Annotated in this window: 16 protein-coding genes; 11 read left to right on the forward strand and 5 right to left on the reverse strand. The window is 71.3% G+C overall.

Features of this window, described 5'->3' with window-relative positions:
- Nucleotides 1-93: 93 nt before the first annotated feature.
- Complete coding sequence (locus AKI01S_RS35995) at nucleotides 94-906, reverse strand: nuclease-related domain-containing protein (protein ID WP_169814073.1); 813 nt, start codon at nucleotides 904-906, stop codon at nucleotides 94-96.
- Between the two features lie 577 nt (nucleotides 907-1,483).
- Here AKI01S_RS35995 and mobF point away from each other — a divergent pair.
- Nucleotides 1,484-6,544: a MobF family relaxase gene (mobF, locus tag AKI01S_RS36000; protein WP_067828310.1), complete on the forward strand. Its 5,061-nt coding sequence runs from the start codon at nucleotides 1,484-1,486 to the stop codon at nucleotides 6,542-6,544.
- Nucleotides 6,545-6,573: 29 nt separating this feature from the next.
- Entirely contained in the window at nucleotides 6,574-7,104 is a 531-nt protein-coding gene (locus AKI01S_RS36005) for a hypothetical protein (RefSeq protein ID WP_157420400.1), read from the forward strand.
- Between the two features lie 80 nt (nucleotides 7,105-7,184).
- On the opposite strand, the gene AKI01S_RS36010 is transcribed toward AKI01S_RS36005, so the two are convergent.
- The 4 genes from AKI01S_RS36010 to AKI01S_RS36025 all read right to left on the reverse strand — a co-directional run bounded on the left by AKI01S_RS36010 (nucleotide 7,185) and on the right by AKI01S_RS36025 (nucleotide 12,234).
- On the reverse strand, nucleotides 7,185-8,075 hold the full coding sequence (locus tag AKI01S_RS36010) for a hypothetical protein (protein ID WP_067828316.1): 891 nt from the start codon (nucleotides 8,073-8,075) through the stop codon (nucleotides 7,185-7,187).
- Entirely contained in the window at nucleotides 8,072-10,309 is a 2,238-nt protein-coding gene (locus AKI01S_RS36015) for a type IV secretory system conjugative DNA transfer family protein (protein ID WP_084000595.1), read from the reverse strand. Before AKI01S_RS36015 ends, AKI01S_RS36010 begins: the two co-directional genes overlap by 4 nt.
- 89 nt (nucleotides 10,310-10,398) lie before the next feature.
- Nucleotides 10,399-11,958, reverse strand: a complete 1,560-nt coding sequence (locus AKI01S_RS36020; RefSeq protein ID WP_084000596.1) for a DUF2637 domain-containing protein — start codon at nucleotides 11,956-11,958, stop codon at nucleotides 10,399-10,401.
- Between the two features lie 78 nt (nucleotides 11,959-12,036).
- Nucleotides 12,037-12,234: a hypothetical protein gene (locus tag AKI01S_RS36025; protein ID WP_067828325.1), complete on the reverse strand. Its 198-nt coding sequence runs from the start codon at nucleotides 12,232-12,234 to the stop codon at nucleotides 12,037-12,039.
- 259 nt (nucleotides 12,235-12,493) lie between these two features.
- On the opposite strand from AKI01S_RS36025, the gene AKI01S_RS36030 reads away from it, so the two are divergent.
- The 9 genes from AKI01S_RS36030 to AKI01S_RS36060 all read left to right on the forward strand — a co-directional run bounded on the left by AKI01S_RS36030 (nucleotide 12,494) and on the right by AKI01S_RS36060 (nucleotide 18,925).
- Nucleotides 12,494-12,820: a hypothetical protein gene (locus tag AKI01S_RS36030; protein WP_067828328.1), complete on the forward strand. Its 327-nt coding sequence runs from the start codon at nucleotides 12,494-12,496 to the stop codon at nucleotides 12,818-12,820.
- 4 nt (nucleotides 12,821-12,824) lie between these two features.
- Nucleotides 12,825-12,971 (forward strand): hypothetical protein, encoded by a 147-nt coding sequence (locus AKI01S_RS51165; protein ID WP_157420402.1) that lies wholly within the window; start codon nucleotides 12,825-12,827, stop codon nucleotides 12,969-12,971.
- A complete protein-coding gene (locus AKI01S_RS51170; RefSeq protein ID WP_157420404.1) occupies nucleotides 12,968-13,120 on the forward strand; it encodes a hypothetical protein in 153 nt (50 codons plus the stop codon). The genes AKI01S_RS51165 and AKI01S_RS51170 overlap by 4 nt, the downstream gene beginning before the upstream one ends.
- A gap of 481 nt (nucleotides 13,121-13,601) precedes the next feature.
- Nucleotides 13,602-13,976, forward strand: coding sequence for a hypothetical protein (locus tag AKI01S_RS36035; RefSeq protein ID WP_067828330.1), 375 nt, complete (start codon nucleotides 13,602-13,604; stop codon nucleotides 13,974-13,976).
- A gap of 239 nt (nucleotides 13,977-14,215) precedes the next feature.
- Nucleotides 14,216-15,031 (forward strand): ParA family protein, encoded by an 816-nt coding sequence (locus tag AKI01S_RS36040; RefSeq protein WP_169814074.1) that lies wholly within the window; start codon nucleotides 14,216-14,218, stop codon nucleotides 15,029-15,031.
- A complete protein-coding gene (locus tag AKI01S_RS36045) occupies nucleotides 15,028-15,834 on the forward strand; it encodes a hypothetical protein (protein ID WP_067828336.1) in 807 nt (268 codons plus the stop codon). The genes AKI01S_RS36040 and AKI01S_RS36045 overlap by 4 nt, the downstream gene beginning before the upstream one ends.
- Nucleotides 15,835-16,105: 271 nt before the next feature.
- Complete coding sequence (locus AKI01S_RS36050; protein ID WP_157420406.1) at nucleotides 16,106-17,140, forward strand: hypothetical protein; 1,035 nt, start codon at nucleotides 16,106-16,108, stop codon at nucleotides 17,138-17,140.
- 220 nt (nucleotides 17,141-17,360) lie between these two features.
- Nucleotides 17,361-18,392, forward strand: a complete 1,032-nt coding sequence (locus AKI01S_RS36055) for a hypothetical protein (protein ID WP_067828341.1) — start codon at nucleotides 17,361-17,363, stop codon at nucleotides 18,390-18,392.
- Nucleotides 18,393-18,724: 332 nt separating this feature from the next.
- Entirely contained in the window at nucleotides 18,725-18,925 is a 201-nt protein-coding gene (locus AKI01S_RS36060; RefSeq protein ID WP_067828345.1) for a hypothetical protein, read from the forward strand.
- Nucleotides 18,926-19,365 lie beyond the last annotated feature (440 nt).

Raw genomic sequence — 19,365 nt, forward strand, 5'->3', positions numbered from 1 at the left:
GGCGCGACGCGGACGGCGCGACGCGGACGGCGCGACGCGGACGGCGCGACGCGGACGGCGCGACGCGGACGGCGCGACGCGGACGGCGCGAGGTCAGCCCTCGGGTTCTTGGTAGGGCGGGAACGTGCGCTCGCTGATCTCGGCTAGCAGCTCTGCGCGCACCGGGTCGGATGCGGGCGTGTGGCTGGTGATCCAGGTGGGTACCTGACGGGCCCGCAGGAGCGGGACGCCCTGCACGGTGATGCGTCGCCAGCTCGGGAGCTTGCCTCCGTGGACGGCCAGCACCGCCTGAACCTCCACCGGGGCGCCGAGAGCGCGGGCGAGTTCCTCGCGCACCCGGCGCGTCTCGTACAGCGCCGAGCCCACCACGGTGTCGCCGCGGGTGCGGCCGACCCGGACCCAGCCGCCACGCTGGCCGCCCTTGATGATCTTTTTGCGAGCCCAGTTCTTGCTGTCGACCACGATCACGGTTCCGGCCGGGGTGATGACCAGGTGGTCGATGTTGGCGCGCGAGCGAGGGATGGCGCGGTCGTGCAGCACGGTGTAGCCCCGTCGTTCCAGGGGCCCCAGCAGTCGGGCGGTCTTGCGTTCCCCTGCCGCGCCTTTGGCCCAGGTGCGGGAGGTGTCGGTGCGGTGCAGCCACAGCACCGCCGCGCCCGCGCCCCACAGCGCGCCCACTGTGACCCCGACCCAGCTGGAGGTGAGCAGCAGCCCGGCGACCGCGGCCGCCACCACGACGGTGGCGGTGATGATGCGGCGGCGGGTGCGGCCCGCCTGACGCAGCTGGCGGTAGTGCTGCTGTGCCGAGGCGCCGGCGGTGGAGGTCCGAGCCGATGCTGGGCGGCGTGCGCCGCGCGGCGTTGAGGTCTGGCCGTCGTCGGCGGGGCGGGCGGGATGCACTGCCATGGCGGTCCTCTCACCGGCCATCCTGACGGCCTCACCGTAACTCAGCGCGCCGACATCGCAGCGGCGGTGCAGGCATCTTGGCCCACGAGGAGGATCGGACCGGATTTTGGCGGTAGCCCGACTGGGTTGGCGACGGTTCGGTGACGGCGGGGGTGGCTGCCCGCGGGGTGCGGTGGGTGAGCCGCTGCGGAGCGTGGTTACCGGGCGTAGTGGTGGGTGCCGGTCGGGCCGCGTTGCGGCCTCGCGGCGAGGCCGACGGTTGATCATGTGCGGTCACGTTCCGCGACGATCTTGACGCATCCGCGCTCGCTCATCGACTCCCGCCCGCTGCCTTCCTTGCTTGTCTGCTCTGCTTGCCGCTCTACGCCCTGTCTCCCGCCTCCGCATGTTCCTGCCTTCCTTGTTCACTCCCCTAATCTCTTCGCCCCGGACCAACACACTATTAGTGATCTTGGTATGCTGTTGCTCTCAATGATCGTTGCGTGAGAGTCCGCCAGCGCGATCAAAGATCGCGCGGCGGCGGCCCTGTCTCCCGCCTCGATCGCCGGTCTGAGCGCCGCCAGGGAGGTGACCTACCGTGTTGACGATCTCCCCTGGCTATGACCCTCGGTATCTGACCCGGCAGGTCGCGCCCGGCGCCGAGAACTACTACCTGTCCGCCATCCGTGAGCACGGAGAGCCACCAGGGGTTTGGTGGGGACTGGGCGCGGCTGAGCTTGGCCTGGAGCCTGGAAGCCAGGTGGACGGCCGTGTGATGGAGTCGCTTTACAGCGCCTTCCTGGACCCGCGCGACCCCGATTTCCTTAACGGCGCGGTGTCGGATGAGGACAAGACCCGGCTTGGTCGCAAGCCGCCGAAGTACGAGCGGATGGCCGACCAGCTGTTTGCGCAGCGGCTGGCCGCCGAGCCGGATGCCGACCCCGAACGCCAGGCGCAGATCAAGCGGGAGATCTCCGGGGAAGTGCGCCAGGCGGTCATGCACCATGACGCCACGTTCTCCCCGGTGAAGTCGGTCACGGCGTTGCACGCCGGGTTGCAGGCGGCGGCGGTGAAGGCCCGCGAGGCCGGGAACGAGACGCAGGCTGTGCAGTATGAGGCGCTGGCCGACAAGGTCTGGCAGGCGGTGGACGCGGGCGGAACTGCGTCGCTGGCGTACTTGCAGCGCTATGCGGGTGTGGCGCGACGTGGATCCCATAGTCAGGTGATCGACGGCCGCTCTACGGGCCGGTTCGTGGATGCCCCCGACGGGTTTGTGGTGGCTCGTTTCCGGCAGCACAGCAACCGGGAGGGCGACCCCCACCTGCACATCCACCAAGCGATCCTGAACCGCCAACTGGCCAGCGACGGCCGTTGGTCGGGGCTGAGCGGGAAGGCGTTGTACCGCGCTCGGGCCGGAGCGGCCGCCGTCGGTGAGCGCGTGATGTATGAGCAGCTGGTGGCCGATCTGGGGGTGAAGCTGATCCCGCGCGCCGACGGCAACGGCTGGGAGATCGAGGGCATCACCCCCGAGCAGATTGCCGCGTTCTCGACGCGGGCCACCCAGGTCACCGACGCCTTGAAAGCGCAGGTCGAGGCGTACACCGCCGCCTACGGTCGGCCGCCGTCGGCGCGGCTGATGTTCAAGATGCACCAGGAGGCGCACCGCCGCACCAAGGGCTCCAAGACCAAGCTCAAGGACATGCCCTCCCGCATTCAGGAGCTGAAGGCGTGGGAAGAGCGGCTGACCCAGCTGGAGTTGGGCGCGCTGTCGAAGATCCCCGGCCAGACGCTCGGCCGGTTCACCGCTCGCGAGGCTGAGCAGGCCGCCCGCGACCTGGCGAACCTGGACTACCAGCGGGTGCTGACCGCCGCTGTGGCTGATGCTCAGCGCTCCAAGAGCGAGTTTTCGCGCCATGAGGTCACTCGCTATATCTCCCGGCATCTGCCGCCCTACCTGGGAGGGCTGCCCGCCGAACGGGTTGAGGCGCTGCTGGAGGAGTTGACCGATGCCGCGCTGGACCCGCGTGGTCCGGCCGGGGTTCGGCTGCTCAACGCCCCCGATGTGGTGCCGATCCCCTCGGCGTTGCGGCGGGCCGATGGGACCAGCGTTTACCAGGCGCCGCACTGGGAGCGGTACACCACCGCGGCGCAGCTTGATGACGAGCTGGAGCTGGTGGCGTCGGCGACAGCGACCGATGCCCCTGGACTGCATCCGGTCGAGGCTCTGGCTGCGTTGCGGCCGCGGTGCTCGGCGGAGGTGTGGGCACGGCTGTGTGAGCGGGCAGGCGTGGACCCGGTGCAGCTCGCGGCGCGGCTGGAGGAAGCCGCTGCGCTCGACGGTGGAGCCGCAGCGCTCGACGCCCGAGCGGATGCGCACGGCGGCCGAGCGGATGCACACGGCAGCGTGACGGGCGCGCTTGGCCACGAAGCCGGAACGCCCGCCAGCCGACCCGGCCCGCTCGACGGTCAAGCCGTCGCGAATGCGGACCGCTCGATGGCCGAGCGCGAGCGCTCAGCGCCCAAGCGGCTGCTGCTCGAAGATCAAGCGCTGGCGGTCTACGGGATGGCGACCTCCCGCCGCCGTACCGATGTGATGGTGGGCTATGCGGGCACCGGCAAGACTTTCACCGCCGCCGCATTCGCCGACGTGTGGCGCGAGCAGACCACCGCGCCGGTCTGGGGGCTGACCACAGCCCAGAACGCAGCCTACGTACTGGCCGGGGAAGGCGTTGACCAGGCATGGAACATCCGACGGTTCCGGGCCCGGGTGGAACGCGGCCTCATTGAGATCCCTCGCGGGGCGGTTGCCCTCATCGACGAAGCGGGGATGGTGCCCACCGAAGACTTGCTCTGGCTGCAACGCCGGTTCGCAGCCGCTGGTGGCAAGCTCATTCACTCCGGCGACCCGGCCCAGCTGACCGCCCCTGGCGCGGGCGGGATGACCCGCCACCTGGCCGAGACCGCCGGCGCCTACACCCTGACCACGGTGTTGCGGTTCTCCCAGGAGTGGGAGCGGGAGGCCAGCGTGCGACTGCGCGCCGGAGTCGTGGACGTGCTGGGAGAGTACGAGGCGCACGGTCGCCTCGCGGACGGCACCCGCCAGGAGATGGCGGACCAGGCCCGGCACGCCTACCTGGCCGACTACCTGGACGGCCGTCAAAGTCTGCTGCTGGCTCCCACCAACGAACAGGCGGCCGAGCTGGCCGCGGCTGTGCGCGCCGATCTGAAGCGGCTGGGCTATGTCCATGGCCCCGAGGTCGGCCTGTACGACGCCAACGGCGTGCAGGTGAACGCCGCCGCTGTCGGTGACCTGGTGGTGGCCCGGGAGAACAACCAGCGCATCCGCGTGGGGGACAGCGAGCGCACCCTGTCCAACCGCGACGTTCTGCTAGTGGAAGAGGTCACCAACGGGCAGCTGGTTGCGCGACTGTTGGACAACGACGGCCGCTCCACCTCCCACGTGGTGGAGCTTCCGTCGGAGTACGTGCGCGAACATGTCCAGCTGGCTTACGCCGCCACCGTCGCCTCTTCGCAGGGGCGCACTGTGTGGCGCTCCTACAGCCTGGTTGACGACTCAGCGACGCGGAACCTGTTCTACGTCATGATGACGCGCGGTGCCGATGGGAACTGGGCGTTCGTCGTGTGCGACGAGGACCGCGTGTCCGACCTTCGTCCGGGCCCGGAACAGGCCGCCGAGCGCGCCCAGGAGCTGACCCAGCGGGCCGGGTCGCTCGACGGTGAAGCAGGCACGCTCGACCGTCAAGCCGGTCTTGCTTCACCGTCGAGCGAGAGGGCGCCGGTTCGTGACCGGTTCTCGGTGCTGGCCGGAGTCTTGGGGCGCGAGGAGAGCGCCGAGACCGCGCTGGAGGCGATGCAGGCCGAGCAGCAGCGGCCCACCCACGCCGCGCACTTGGGCGCGATGTGGACTGGCACCGGCCGGGACTACCTGGCGGACCGCTACATCAACGAGGCCCAGACGCGCGGGACCCTGTCGCCTGACCAGGCCGCGCGGTTGCGCGCCGATGAGGCCAAGGAGTCGCTGGGGAGGCTGCTGCGTCAGATCGAGATGTCGGGGCGTGATGCCGCCCGCATTCTGGACTTGGCCGCCCAGGAACGGGAGTTGGGCAGTGCCGACAGCATCGCGCAGGTGCTGCATTGGCGCATTACCGAGGCCGCCGCCGAGCGTGGCCTGGACGTTAAGACTCTGGAGCCCGCCGAAGAGGTCATCAGCGCCACCTGGAGCGGCCGCACCCGCAACGTGGGCGATCCCGAGATTGACGAGATGCGGCGGGCGATCGCGGCCGAGCTGGACGTGCGTGAGCACACGCTGGGACAGCAGGCGCTGGAGGACCCGCCGGAGTGGCTGGTGCGCACGATGGGCGCCCCACCTGCCGATGACGTCCTGGCCCGTGGAGAGTGGGCCAGCCGGGCCGGACGGGTGCTGGTCTACCGGGAGATGTACGGGGTCGCCGACGAGACCGAGACGCTGGGGGTAGAGCCGTCGCGGCTGCATCCTGAGCAGCGCGCCGCGTGGTATGCCGCCCAGGACGCGCTTCATGGTGTGCGCCCGGGTCAGCAGGTGCGGGCGTCGTTGGGTGAGTTGTGGAGCACCCGCGCCCGTTACGAGCGGCAGGTAGCGACCGCCCCGCCGTACGTGGCCGAGGAGCTCAAGGCGGTTGAGACCCGGCACCGTCACTACCAGCAGCAAGCGGTGTTGCTGCGGGCCGAAGCCGCCGCCAGCGCCGACCCCCGGCAGCGCGCCGTCCTGGAGAACCGCGCCCGCGGCCAGGAGGTCCTGGCCGCATCCCTGCACACGCAGCTCGCCACGCTCCGGGAGATCCACGACGCGCGCCGTGACTGGCACCGCGCGACCGAGGTCGACCGGATCGCAGCCATGCGCGCGGATGCCGAACTCCGCCGCCGCCAGGACGTCGATGAGGCCCTGTTGCCCCGCCTGCACACTCCCGACCAGGCCGGGCCGGACGTGGAGGTCAACCCCGTTGTTGCCGACGAGACGCCGCAGCAGATCCCCGGCCAGCTGAGCATTGACGGGTGGGGCGACCAGCCGATAGCGCAGATCCAGCAGGCCGCCGTGGAGCGAGCGGCGCAGGTGCAGCAGGAGACCCGCGAGCGGATCGCGCACATCCAGGAGACCACCGCAGAACGAGTCGCCCGGGTGCAGCAGGCCGCCGTGGAGCGGGCAGCGCAGGTGCAGCAGGAGACCCGCGAGCGGATCGCGCACATCCAAGGTCAGGTGGCGCTGGACCTGTTCGGCTTGGGCGAAGGGGCGCCGACGGATCCGCGTTTGGCCCAAGCCCTGGAACAGGCCCGCGCGGCCCGCCAGGTGGTCCAGGCGCGTCAGGATGCGGTGCGGCAGAAGGAAGCCGCCGAGGCCGAGCGAGCACACCGCCAGCCCGCGCCCGAGGCGGTACAGCGCCAGCGCCAGCGCACGGCCGAGGCCCGCCGCGCGGTGGAGACCCGCCAGGTGGCATCACCCAGTCCCCGAGAGCAGGCACCCTCTGTGGAGGCTGCCGAGGCCGCCCGTGTTGCTCGACAGGCGTTCCCCCAACGCCCGCGCCCCTCCCAGCGGCCGACGCCTCCCAGCCCGCCGCCTCCGCGTCGTGATGGCCCCTCCATGGGTGGCCCGTCGCTGGGCTGATGCAGATGAATCGGGTTACCGTCAGCGACATGGGCGATCGCGACCACCGGGCAGCATGGCTGATCCCACTGGAGGAGAGACGTCGTCTCTACGGCGGGACGGCGCCGGCCGATCCTGGACCCCTGACCGAGGCTGAGCGCGATGCTCTGCGCGACCGGTTGAACGCGGGCGGGGCCAGTGCCCGAGGGTTGCGGCCGCGTGAGTGGGAGGCGTGGAACGCCATGACGGTGATCCGCCCTCCCGAGCGCATTGCGGAGCTGGTGCAGGAGATCCGCGCCGACCGGCAACGGCGCGACCTGGACCAGAGCACCCAGCACTACGCCGATGGGATCTTGCAGGCCATTGCGTGGGCGACCGGCGTGACCCGGGCCGCGCCGTTGTCGGGCCGCCACGCAGACGGCGCGCTCCCCACGGTAGGGGAGATGGAACGTGAGCAGCGCGAGGCCCTGGACCGGTTGCAGGCTGGGGCGTTCCCGCCGGGTCGCGGGCAGTCGTTTGTGGTTGGCGTTGAGGCGTGTCTGATGTGGCTGTGCGCCAGCTGCGACGACCCGCCCTGGTAGCTCTCTGAGTTCCTCTGGCCATGCGAAGAGGCCGGGACATACGTCCCGGCCTCTTGCTGATGCCCTGCGGTTATCTGCTGCTAGTCCCCTGCTGCGGGAGCCGCGGCGTCTTGGTCGCCTGGCGTGTAGGCCGCTTCCCTCTCGGCCTGTTCGGTCATGCGCGTCGCGGTCTGGTAGGTGCGGAACTCCTCTTCGCTGACTCGCCAGTCCCTGACCAGCTGCCGCCATTGCGTATCGGCGTCCTCGCGGCGGGCCGGATCGAGCCGCGGATTTACCGCTTGACGCTGAAGTGCCCGGATAGTGCCTAGGGCCTGATCGCGCATGGCTTGCGCGGCGGCGGCTCTGTCGTCACGAGGCGCCAGCGGCACTTCATGCGCCGTCTTTTCCCCAGGGCGGGGGCACTTGCCGGTCAGGTCCCGCGCCAAGGTCCGCACGTCACCCACGGCCCGCCAGAACTCTGCGACGTGATGGGCACGGCCGCCCTTGTGGTCATAGGCGGTCGCCCATGCACAGCGCAGCCACAACACCGCATTGACCAGTTCCACGTGCCGTGGCCAGCAGGCGCGCAGATCACGCCGAAGGGACGGCCAGCCCACCAGCAGCACATCTCGCACCCACGCGGCCAGATCCTCCAGCGTCGTGGCCTTTTCGTCGTCGGGGATGTGGTTCCAGTCGAGCGGCCGCGGCGGGCCGCTGTCGCGCTCGCTGTCGGCCAGGGCCTGGACCTGGTCGCGGATGGCGGCTACTTCGTCGGTGACCGCGCGCAGCCCGTTGACCTGCTCTGCCAGGGCCGCCAGGGCTCCCTCGACGGCCTGAAGGTCCTCCAGACGGCCCTGGAGTGTGCCCATCTCGGCGGCCAGGGCCGCCAGACCGGCCAGGATGTCGGCGCCGCTGACCGGGCTGCTGGTGAGGTCTCCCCCGCCGCCAGCACCGGAGGCACCGGCGGCGGGCGGGGTGGCCTGGTCGCTCACTCGCCCCTCCACGGCCACGGGTCGGTGGTGGAGGACTGCGGCCACGAGGGCGGCTGCTGCCCCGACTGGGGCTCGGGCCGCTGAGGTTCGGTCTCCCAGGTCGGCCAGCTGTCGGCCTGCTGCTGGCCCGGGGTGGTCGGCTGCTGCTCAGGGCGGCCGCCGGGTGCGGACGGCGGCACCTCACCACGCAGCAGGGCGTTCAGATCCTGGTCGAACTGTTCGGCCTGGTGGTCCTGCTCAGCCAGCGGCGCGTCGGGGCCAGACTGGGCGGTGGGCCGCAGGACGGGCGCAGCCGCCAGGTCGGCCACCGCCGGAGACGGCGGGACGTAGGGACGGCGGCGGGCCGCCTTGACGTCACGGCGCTTCCACGCGCGCTCCACCCTGATGATCGTGGGTTTGGCTCGGGCCGCGGCCACCAGCGCGAAGTTATCGGGCAACATCATCATTTCGGAGGCGGTCATCACCGGTTCCTCACGGGTGCCCCGGCCCCGAGTGCGGCCGCCGCGCCCGTCGGGCGTCACCTCGCGCACGCGGCGGGTACCGCACATGAACGCGATCATCTCGGCGTGTTCGCGGACCTGCTGGCCTCCCCACGCGACCTTGACCCCCAGGCTGGAGATGATGTCTTTGGCGACCGCCGCGCCCCACTTGGCCACCAGCTGGTCAGGGTTGTGGACGGTGGCGATGAGGACGATGCCCCAGCCTGCCGAGGTGCGCGCCCAGGAGGCCAGCGGCCCGGGGCAGGTGTCGGCGGTCTCGTCCAGCACCATGGTCAGCGGCGGGTCCAGGCGCTCGCGCGGCGTTTCGGCCGCCTTCTGCCGGGCCCGGTCCATCACGCGCCCGGCGAGCGCGGCGAACAGCGGCCCGAGCGTGCTGTGCGCCTGGTCGTCGGCGACCATGTACAGCGTTCCGTGGTCTTCCAACAGCTGGTCGATGTTGAGGGACCCGGCGCGCGGGTCGCACACCATGGAGGCCACACGCGGGTCGGACAGGAAGTCCAGGCAGTTGGACAGGGTCTTCTGAACGCCCTTGAGGGTGTCGGCAGGCAGCTCTAGATACTGCTGCATCTCCGCGGCCGCCGACCGGGCCGCGCGCTCGTCGGAGCGCAGCACCCTCAGCGGCGTCTCATCCAGGGTCAACACCCAGTTGTAGACGTCCATGAGGGTGTAGTGACCCAGAGCCGCCGCGTGCAGCATGCTCCGCAGTGCTTGGGCGGCGGAGTTCTCCCAGAACGCCGAGTTCTGCACGCCCGAGGCGTTGACCGCCTCGACCATGTAGGCCGCTGTCGTCTTGGCCATGAGCGGGTCCTCACACCCGGCGACCGGAGAGAACGGCAGGGTCCGAGCGAACCCCGACACGTTCTGAGGGTCGAGTACCCACACCGGGCGCGGGGTGCGGGCGGCGGCGCGAGCGCGGCGGGCCAGGTGCCGCGACACCAGCCGCTCGATCACCCAGGCCGCCAGGGCGGCCACGGCGGCCAGCTGGAGAGCGTGCCAGAACCCGCTGGCCAACGCGGCGGCCGGAGCGGCGGCCAGCAGCGAGGGCAGCGGAGTCAAAGGCCGGTAGGCCCATGCCACCGGAGCCGACCGCAAAGCGATGGTGGCCTTGACCAGGTCACCGCGCAGCGAGGTCGCCAGCACCGGACCGGGCGCGTCCACGATGCGGCCGATCAGCCACGAGGACTTGCCCGACCGAGGGATGCCCAGCACCAGGAACCCGGTCTCCATGCCCATCCACAGACGGTGGAACAGCCGGTGCTTGCCCAGGTAGACCGCGTACTGGCGCGGGTCGCCCAGCCACCGGTCACGCCGCGACAGCGTCGGGTGCAGCCGCTTGGCCTTCAGCCGCGGCCGGGTCAGCCCGTAGACGGTGCGGAGTTCCCACTGACGGGCGTAGCCCAGGCCCGGGTGCAGGCGCAGCCACAGCCGGGCGCGCAGCTCCATTCGCTGGCCATCGTTCCCTCCGCTTCGGGCTCCGCTGGTGGCGAACACGACCAGGCCCACCACGGCGATGATGGCCACCGGCAGCAGCCACAGCCAGGGATTGGCCAGCGTCATCCAGTCGGGCAGGTGCGGGCCGGGCAGCTGCTGGTGGGACGGTGACGGCGACCGGGACGGCCGGTCAGCCAGCGGGCCCAGCGCCGCCGCTCCGGTCAGCCCCGCCAGACCCGCCGGGCGGTGCTTGATGATGGTCGTGGACAACCGAGGCCGTCGGCCCCGCTCGACGTTGCGCATCGTGCCCCTTCCCGTGATCCCCCCGAAGCGTGCGAGAACGGACCGCGCTTTCGTCGCTCCGGTCGCCGTCTGGCTTTCGTTGCGACGCTTCACGACCCGTTCACCCCGTTACCGTTAGATCCGATCTTGACGGCCGAGTGTGACACTTCCGACGGCACCGAGTTGCCGTCGCTGCCCTTGACGGGCATGTCGCGCAGGTATTCGGCCAGGTAGTGCCGGGCGGTGCCCTCCGACTCCAGGCCCGCCTGACCAGCCAACTCCCGGGCGATCTCGCCGACCGCCGACCGGTCGCCGTAGCGCGGGTCCCCTCGCCGTCCCAGGGCCTCATAGGCCGCGATCAGCCGCTGTCGCTTGGGCGCCGACGCCGACAGGTCGGCCACTTGGTGCCGCAGCTCCTGGAGCTGCTGTTCCTGCGCGTTGTTGAGGCGCACCAGCTGCGCACGGTCAGCCATGGCCTGCTGGCGCGCATCCTCCAGTTCCTGCTGGAGCTGCTGGATCTGCTGGCGGTGCTGCCGGGCCAGTTCCTCCCGCACTCCGCTCACCTGCTGAGCCGCCGTCCGGCGCTCGTCCTCCAGCTGCTGGGCCAGGTCGTGGATCTGCGCGGCCGCCGTTGCCCGCACCGACTCCATCTCGTTCTGGATCCGCGTCACCCGAGCGTCGGCGGACTGCTGCGCTCCGCGGAGCTGCTCGGCCGACTCGGTCCGCAGCTGCTCCAGCTGCTCAGCCATCCGCTGCTCGGCCGCCGTCACCTGGTCGCGGGCTTCCTGTCGGGCCGCCTCGATCTGCTCGGCCGCCCGCCGGCGCTCGTCCTCGATCTGGGCGCGCGACTCTTGGCGCACCTGCTCGACGGTCTGCGAGGCTCCGTCGGCCAGCGCCAGAGCCTGCTCGGCTCGCAGGGAGGCTGCCGTGCGGCCGGGGGCCAGCGGTGCGGTGTCCAGCACCCACTCACGCAGGCCGCCCCAGGTCCCGCCCCGGTCGAAGGCCAGGCGCACCAGCCAGAACGCCACCCGTCCCAGCGCCCAGGGGATACGCACCAGCGCGCCCAACACGCTGGACAGGATCGGGGACTCATCGAGATCCAGGTTGCGGCGGGTGCTCACCCAGCGCCGGACCTCCACCACGAAGCTTTCCAGCATCCAGGCCAGCACCAGCGGCGGGATCACCGCCACCACGTAGCCCTCTATGGAGCGCTCGGCATAGAGCAGCTGGGCACCCAGGCTCAGCCCGAAGAACAGCAGAACCCCGACCCTGGCCCGCGCCGACGAACGGCCCCTCAGCGCCGCCACCAAGGCGACGACCGCCATGGAGATCCAGCCTGCCTCCGGCAGGGCCGCCGCGATCGCGGCGCGCGCCGCGTCTTGCCCGTTGTGCTCGAAGGCGAAGGCCCGCAAAGACTCATAGGCCACGTACCCGGCCCCGGCCAGCGCGCCGACCATCACCAGGCCCGCGATCCACAGCAGACCGCCGGACAGCCAGTCCCGGCCGCCCTGGCGTCCGGTGCGCACTTGGTAGTGCCGTACTTCGCGGACTCCGTCGTCGTGGGGCAGCCACGGCGTAGCCGGTTCGATGTCCCCGGCGTTCACGACGCGCGGAGGAGCCATCGGCCCCTCGGTGTCGCGCGATCTTTCCCATATCCTCGGAAAACGCATCAGAGATTCACCTCTCTGGTTGTGGGCCCCAGGCGGTGGCTGTCTTGGCGGGTAGCGCCGTCTGGGGTCGGTAGAGGATCAGTAACCGCGTTCGCGCAGGAACGCGTCGAGCGCGTGATCCACGACCTCCTGCATTTCGATCTCTTCCTGGACCGCGTAGATCCGCAGCCGCTTGCGCGTGGACTCTCGGACCTTGGTCCCGAGCGGCACCAGTACCTCGGGTTTCTCTGGCGCGGCCTGCACCTTGTTCTCCTCCTTGTCGGGCTGGTCGGCCATGGCTCCCCCTTGATGTCGACAGGCCCTTGTGTCGTCCTCCCGACCATAAAGGCGAGCTGTCTAGCTGTCTGGCCCTGCACCCCACCACCTTTTTATCTCGCCAGCTAGTTGACAAGCTAGCTAGCTAGAGAGACGGTGTCAATCAGGAAGTTCGAGGAGTTCGAGGAGGTGGGGCTGACAAGCAGCGAGCCCCGACCGGTGCGCCAACACCTGCCGGGGCTCTTGATCCACTCACCTGACCAGACCAGGGAGAAGACCCATGCGCATCATCGCGCAAACCAGCCTGTCGATCATCTCGACGCCCGCCCGGTGCCTGCTCTGCCTGGACACCGGCGCGATGTGGAACCCGCCCGTCGGCCGCATCACCTGCCCGTGCTGCCTGGCCGACCCCATGACCCCGTGCCGGTGCCGCCACACCGCGCCCGACCAGCTGGCCGACGACCAGGTCCCGCTGTGCCCCTCGTGCAACAGCACGTGGTGGGTCCGCTGGTCCTACCGCGTCGGCGAGGTCGGCCACCCGGACCTGGACGTGTGGGTGTGCGGCGCCTGCACCGCCACCTGGTCCACGACCCCGATCGGGGGCTGAGGACGTGGACTTCTCCAGTTACATGCGCCAGGTCCAGCGCCTGAACGACACGGCCCGGTCCCACCCCGACCCCCGCGTTCGAGACGCCGCCGACCGTGAGGCCCAGGCCCTGCGCGAGGACTACGACCGGCAGAAGGAGCGCCGGTCATGACGACGAGGAAGCACCTGGACTGGGCGAAGGCCAACCCGGCCAAGGTCGGCGACCCTCGGCCGTGCGTGGACTGCGGACGGCCCGCGCTGCTGCGCGACCCCGACACCGGCAAGCCCCGACACAAGACCTGCGCTGAGAAAGCCCTGTGATGATCGGCCGCGTCTACCTGGACCCGGGTGACCGGCTCAGCGGATACCGCACCCCGCCCGAGCCGGTCACCGTGGTCGCCCGCTGGGGCCCCGGCGGCGGGCCCCGCAATGTCGCGGTCCGCCGCCGAGACGGCCGTATCGAGGTGATCCCCTTCACCCGACGGCTACGGCGGCCCCTGGTCCTCACCCAGGCCGACGCCGCCCAGATCCGGGAGACCGTGTGGCCCCCGGCCCTGCGCGAGCGGTTCGCCAGCGCGCCTGGCCTGTTCACCGACTGTGCCTGTCGGATGCCGCCTCACCAGATGCCCGCCCGCTGTCTGCGATGGGTCTGCCCGTGTCCGACCCGCGCGCCGGCCGATCCGTCGGCACCCCATCCGCGAGAGGAGCCCACCCCCGCTCGTCCAGCACCATCGCGGCGAGGCCGCCGCGCCCGAACCAGCCCCATTCAGGGCCAAGACGCCCTGTTCTAGAAAGGACCCCGATGGACACCCAGCCCATCCGGAGGGCCGCGTTCACTCCATTGACCGTCGAGGAGATCGAGACCATCGAGGACAAGGCGGGCGCAATCACCGCCACCGACCAGGTGATCCCGCTGGCATCGATCCATGATCTGGCGCGTACCGCGCGGTTGCTGGCTCAGATGCTGACCGTCGAGACCGACGACGAGTCCGTGTGCCCCGCTTGCCGCACGGTCCAGCACTTGCCACAGGTGGCCCGGTACGGCTGCTGCCTCTACCATCTCGGCCACGCCCACGGCTGGGACGACGCGGCCCGGCAGGCCATCGACGCCCTGGCCGCCCCGGAGTGGCGGGCCGCCCGCCAAGCCCTCAGTGAGGCCCTGGCCATCGAGATCTGAATCTCCGGCGATTGAGCATCTCGCCCGACCGTTGCTTGACCGCTCACCAGCAGGACCCCGGCACGTCCGGGGTCCTGCTGCTGTTCTCCCTGCGGATATCTGTGCTGAGGTCGCTGCGATGATCCCCTGTCCCCCAAGGGTCTGGCAGGGTGTCCCCGACACCCACCGGCGCACCAGTCCCGGACCGCGCCGTCATGAGCGAGACTGCCCCGGCCACGGGGCGCAGGAAGGAGGCCCACGTGCTGGTCTGCGCGCAGTACTCCGAAAAGGGCGGCGTCGGCAAAACCTCCACCACCAACGGCCTGGCCGCCGTGGCCGCCGAGCGCGGAATGCGCGTCGTGGTCGTGGACGCCGACCCCCGCGGCAGCGCCACCGCCGAACTCGGCATCACCGACACCTCACAGATCCCCACGCTGAACGACCTGCTGGCCATCCCTGACCACGGCGACCCCATCGACCCGGCCGAGGCCGTGCACGATGCGTTGCAGCCCGCCGGGCCTGACTGGCCGTCCACGGTGCGCGTCATTGCCGCAGAGCGCCCCCTGGCCCATCGTGAGACCGACCCCAACCCCATCGAGGGCCGTCTAGCCCGCGCGCTCAGGGCCCTGGACGGCGAGGTGGACCTAGTGTTGTGCGACACCCCACCCCGCCCGGCGGGGAAGCTGGTCGCCGCGGTGCTGACCGCCGCCGACACTGTGTTGATCCCCTCCAGCCTCACCACCGACGGCTACGAGGGCGTTGTGCACGCGCGGCGTTCCTTGCGGCTCAGCCGCCAGGGCGCCAACCCCGATCTTCGCTACAGCGGCATCGTTCGGACCATCGTGCCGCGCGAGCACGACCGGCGCGCCATCCACGACCGGATCGAGGCCGACCTGTTCGAACAGTGGCCTGATGAGGTCCTGGATGTGCAGCTGACCGAGTATGCGGTGCGCGAAGAGGCCCGGTATGCCTGCGTGCCGCTCACCCTGGCGGGCGGACAGTACGCCAAACTCCTGCTCACCGCCTATGGCCAACTCCTGGACCACGTACTCAGCGGAGAGGATTTCGGACTGTGAGCAAGCTGATCGATAAGGGAAAGGGTCGGCGCGTGCTCATGAAGACCGGCGAGGGCGACCCCGCCGCCATCAGCGCCGCCCCGACCCTCGACCACCGCCCTCCCCTGCCCGTCGAGGTACCCCGGCCCCGACAGGTGGAGGACCCCCAGGGCCCGCTCAGCCCCGAGGAGCAAGACCGGCTGAAGGCATGCGAAGCAGCCATCCACAGGCTCAAGCAGGCTTTCGTGGCGGCGGGCCGGGCACTGCAAGCCATCCGTGACGAAGGGCTCTACCGCGATCCCTACCCCTCGTTCGAGGCGTACCTACGGGCCCGCTGGGACATGTCCCGCGCCCAGGCATACCGCCTCATCGACGCCTGGTCCCTGGCCGAGAAACTGTCTCCCACGGGAGACATCAGCCAGCGCCAGGTGCGCGCCCTGGTGCCGCTGGCCAAGGCACACGGCGAGGGCGCCGCCGTGGCCGTGTACCAGACCGCCGTGGAGATCGACCCGGCCAAGGTAACCGGCGACCTGCTGGAGGACGTGGTGGCGATCCTGCCGCGTGATCGCTGGGACGAACAGCAGGCCACCGCCCGCGTGCGCGCCTATCTGCAAGGCGAGTACCACCCCGAACCCGACGAACCCACCCCCGCCGACGAGTTCACCGCCCACGCCAAGGTGATCCGTCGCAGCTTGCAGCAGGCCACCGGGGTCCACTTGGCCGACGTGGCCCGCACCAACCCCGCAGACCTTCAAGCCCTGGCCGCCGATCTACGCACCTACCTGGCGGAGATCGAGTCAGCTCTGGGTGCCAGCGACAGCTGACCGCCCCTGGCCATACATGTGTCATGCGCTTGACGCTTCCTCTTGCTGCGTCATCCACTTGACGTATCCGCAAGGAAGGGTCAAGCGCATGACAAGCAAGGTTTCTGTCTGGTGGAGGCTGCCGGAGGACCTGCCCCCGATCCCGTCTCTGGCCGACTACAAGGCGTGGGCGGCCCGCCAAGCCTCCGCACAGGACGACCCAGCGCTTTGTGCCGAGTTTGAGCGCCAGCCGGTGCCCGAGCGCGTGCGCGCCGGACGCTATCAGCACATCGTGGTGCATGTGCGTGCCTGCGAGATCTACTTCCACGGGGCGGACTGGCGTAAGTCCGACCGGGGCCCGGAGTACTACCCCGGGGAGCTGTGGGGCTGCACGATGCTGCACCGGGTCCCCGATCGGATGTATTGGGTGATCGATAGCGGCCTGGAGGAGCGTCCCTACCTGACGTGTGAGCAGGGCAACCAGCTGGCGCAGGAGCTGGCCCCGCTGGCTGCACACCTGATCGACCACCTGGTGCCGGTCCCGGGGACCGAGGACCTGGACTGGAGCGCCGAGGCGGCATCGGCCGCCTACGACATCGCGCGGGCGATGGCCCGCCGTCCTCTGCCGCCGTTGGGCCGTCGCCCGTGGCTGATCGACATGGACCAGGCCGTCCGGGTGTATCCGGAGCTGGTCGATCCCACCTGGGCCGACTGCACCTCCCAACAGCTAGACGAGGAGGCGCAGTTCCTCACCGAGACCGCCCTCTACCGCAACCGTCAGATCCTGGAGCGGCTGGGGAATCCCGAGGTGCGCGAGCCGGAGTACTACAGCGGTGAACCGGCCCTGGTCGGGGCCCGCGCCTGGCTGTATGGCTACCGCCAGGCGCACTTGAAGGGCCGCGAACCGGTGGAGGCGTCCAGGTGGTGGCAGTCCCGGGCGGTCCCAATCACCGCCGACACCACCGATCGGGAGCTGGCCGCCGTCGCCGAGGCCGCCCAGGCCGAAGCCGCCCGCTCTGGCCACCACCTGACCGCGCCGCTGGACTACCTGACCCAGCACCGCGCCACCCTGCGCCAGGCCGTGCGCGCCGAGCTGGAGCCGATCGCCCGGCGCGTGAAGGCCGCCGAGCAGGAGTTGCGCCAAGCCCGCTTGGCTCGCCAGGCCGTCCTGGCCCGGGTCCTGTCGTGGGGTGACCCGGCCGACCGGTCCGACACCGATCTTGGTCGCCGGGCCGGGATGAGCCGTCAGGCCGTCTACGAGCTGCGGCACGCCCCGGCTCCCAAGGTGGCCGCGGCCGACCGGGACGACCCGGCCGCCAGCAGGTGACCCGCCTGCGTCCGCGGCGCCGGCGCTTTGTCGGTGGCGCGGGTTATGGTTCGCCTACCGGCATGACGCGAACGCCGGAAGCCGCCGCCGCAGCGCCCACGCCGCGCGGCACCGTCGGTGAAGGTCTCACGGGGCCCGCGTGAGTGCAGTCTTGTCCGGCCGTCTGCATCAGCCCGTCCGGCCGGGGGCGTGGGACCCGAGCTGAGATCGGAGCAGCAGCGTGCCGAAGCAGCAGCCGACCGCCGCCAAGAAGGCCCGCGCGGCCGCGCGCCAGGGCGCCAAGTACACCGACGCCCTGGACCAGGCCCTCACCGGCCGCCGCCCCGTGCCCGGCCCGACCCCGCCGCCCTTTCCCCAGGTGCCGTTTGAGGTGCAGGTGTTCCACGCCTACGGCTACGACCACGGGGTGCAGGGCACCTACCAGGGGGCCGAGCCGCACTGGTCCACTGCGGCGTGGTGCCCCACCGCCCCGTGGGCCGACACCGTCGCCCGCGCCAGCGTGATCTGGCACGGCGGAGCCCAGCGCGCCCAGATCTGGGCACCAGGTCCCGACGGCCACCGGGTGAGCCACCAGGCGTACCAGGCCCCCGCCGCGCCCCGGCCGCACCGCCCCGCCCGGTTCGACCGGGAGGTGCCGCCGGATGTTCGGCCCACCTCCCCCGCGCCCGTCCCCGAGCCGGTCTGCGATCCCCGCATCCCGGCCACCCAGATCCCGCGTTTCTGCCTGCGTGTCTGGAGCCCCGAGCAGGGCTGGCAGGTGGCCGCGTGGGTCAGCGACCGCCAGCGCGCGGCCACGCTGGCCGGGGAACTCCAGGTGGGGGTGCCCGGGTCCCGGTGGCCGTGGGGCGATGTGTTCGGCCCCGGCTGGCCCGAGCGCGGCGAGCCCGCCCGGGTGTGCATGGACCTGTTCCCCCACCACGGCCTGACCGAGACCTACGCCCCGCCCGCCGCGACGTTCGCCGAGCTGTACCACCCCGAGCACGCCGCCACCCGCACCCGCCGCGCCGCCGAGCGCCAGGCCACCCACCAGGCGACGTTCGCCGACCAGCGCGGCCGGTGCAGCCAGTGCGGCCACCACCGTCCCCTGGTCTGGTCATGGGACCTGTGCGCGGACTGTTACATGCGGTCGGCGTTCGACCCGCCGACCTCCCAGTTCCTTGACCCTGACCCGGCCGAGGCCGACGAGCTGGCCGCCGAGTTCCCCGCGCCGTTCGCGGCCGAGGAACGCGCGGCCCGGCTGACCGGGGAGTGAGGCGGTCACCCATGCAGCCCTGACGATCCCCAGCGTGGCCGTTGAAAGTGCCCGGCTGGGGGGATCGGCTGCCGCACAACCTGGAGGCCAGGGCCTTGACGGCCCTGGCCTCCAGGTTGCTTGCCCTCTGCTGCGGTGGTGCTGACGTGCGCGGAGTGCGGCCACCACGGGGCGCAGGTGATCCCGCGCGGGTCCCACGGGGCCGGGGCCGACCGATGGGCCCCACGGAGGAGGATCTGAGTTCGGTGGGCACGGACATGCTGTGGACCCAGGCGCCGGAGCACGGAAGGGGCGACGAGGCCCCACCAGGGGCCGCCTTCGGAAGGACATCCATGGACCCCATCGAGCCCCAGCCCGCCGACCACGAGCGCCAGGACGGCCGCCCGGTCCCGGACGGGTCGAGCCCCGCCCCCGTCGGCACGACTGCCGACGAGCTGGCGGAGCGGTTCGGCCAGGCCGGACGGCCGCGCCACCGCGGCCGGTTCGGCCAGTCGCCCGCCTGGCGGTTCAGCCGGGCGCGCGGCCGCCACTGACGCCCGCCCTTACCAACAGACCCGGGGAACCCCGGCCAGGCCGGACCCGGGGTTGGGCTGATCTGGCCGGGTGCGGGCCGGGCGCGTACTCTCCTCCCCTTTCCTGCCCGACCCGAGGCCGGAGAGTACGCGGGCCCCAGAACCGGTCAAGGGCGCCCGTCGGGCGTCACTGCGTGATCGGCTACGCCGACCCTTGACCGAACCTGCGGCCCGCTGGCTGAACGCTTCGTCGGCTCGGGCAAAAAAGGGGAGGAGGGCAGGTCACGGGCCGGGCTCGGCCCGCACGTAACAGCGTCCTGGCCGGGGCCGACCCGGTCGCCCCTCGGCCCGGGGCCCCACCGGAGGCGCCGCCGGTCACGGGGCCGGGCCCGATCGCGGCGACGACGAAGGCAGGCGGCGGCCGGTCGCCGGTCGAGGGCCGGGCGGTCACGGGGCGCAGG

Origin of the sequence: Actinomadura kijaniata NBRC 14229, from assembly GCF_001552175.1 — a bacterium.
GTDB classification, from domain to species: domain Bacteria; phylum Actinomycetota; class Actinomycetes; order Streptosporangiales; family Streptosporangiaceae; genus Spirillospora; species Spirillospora kijaniata.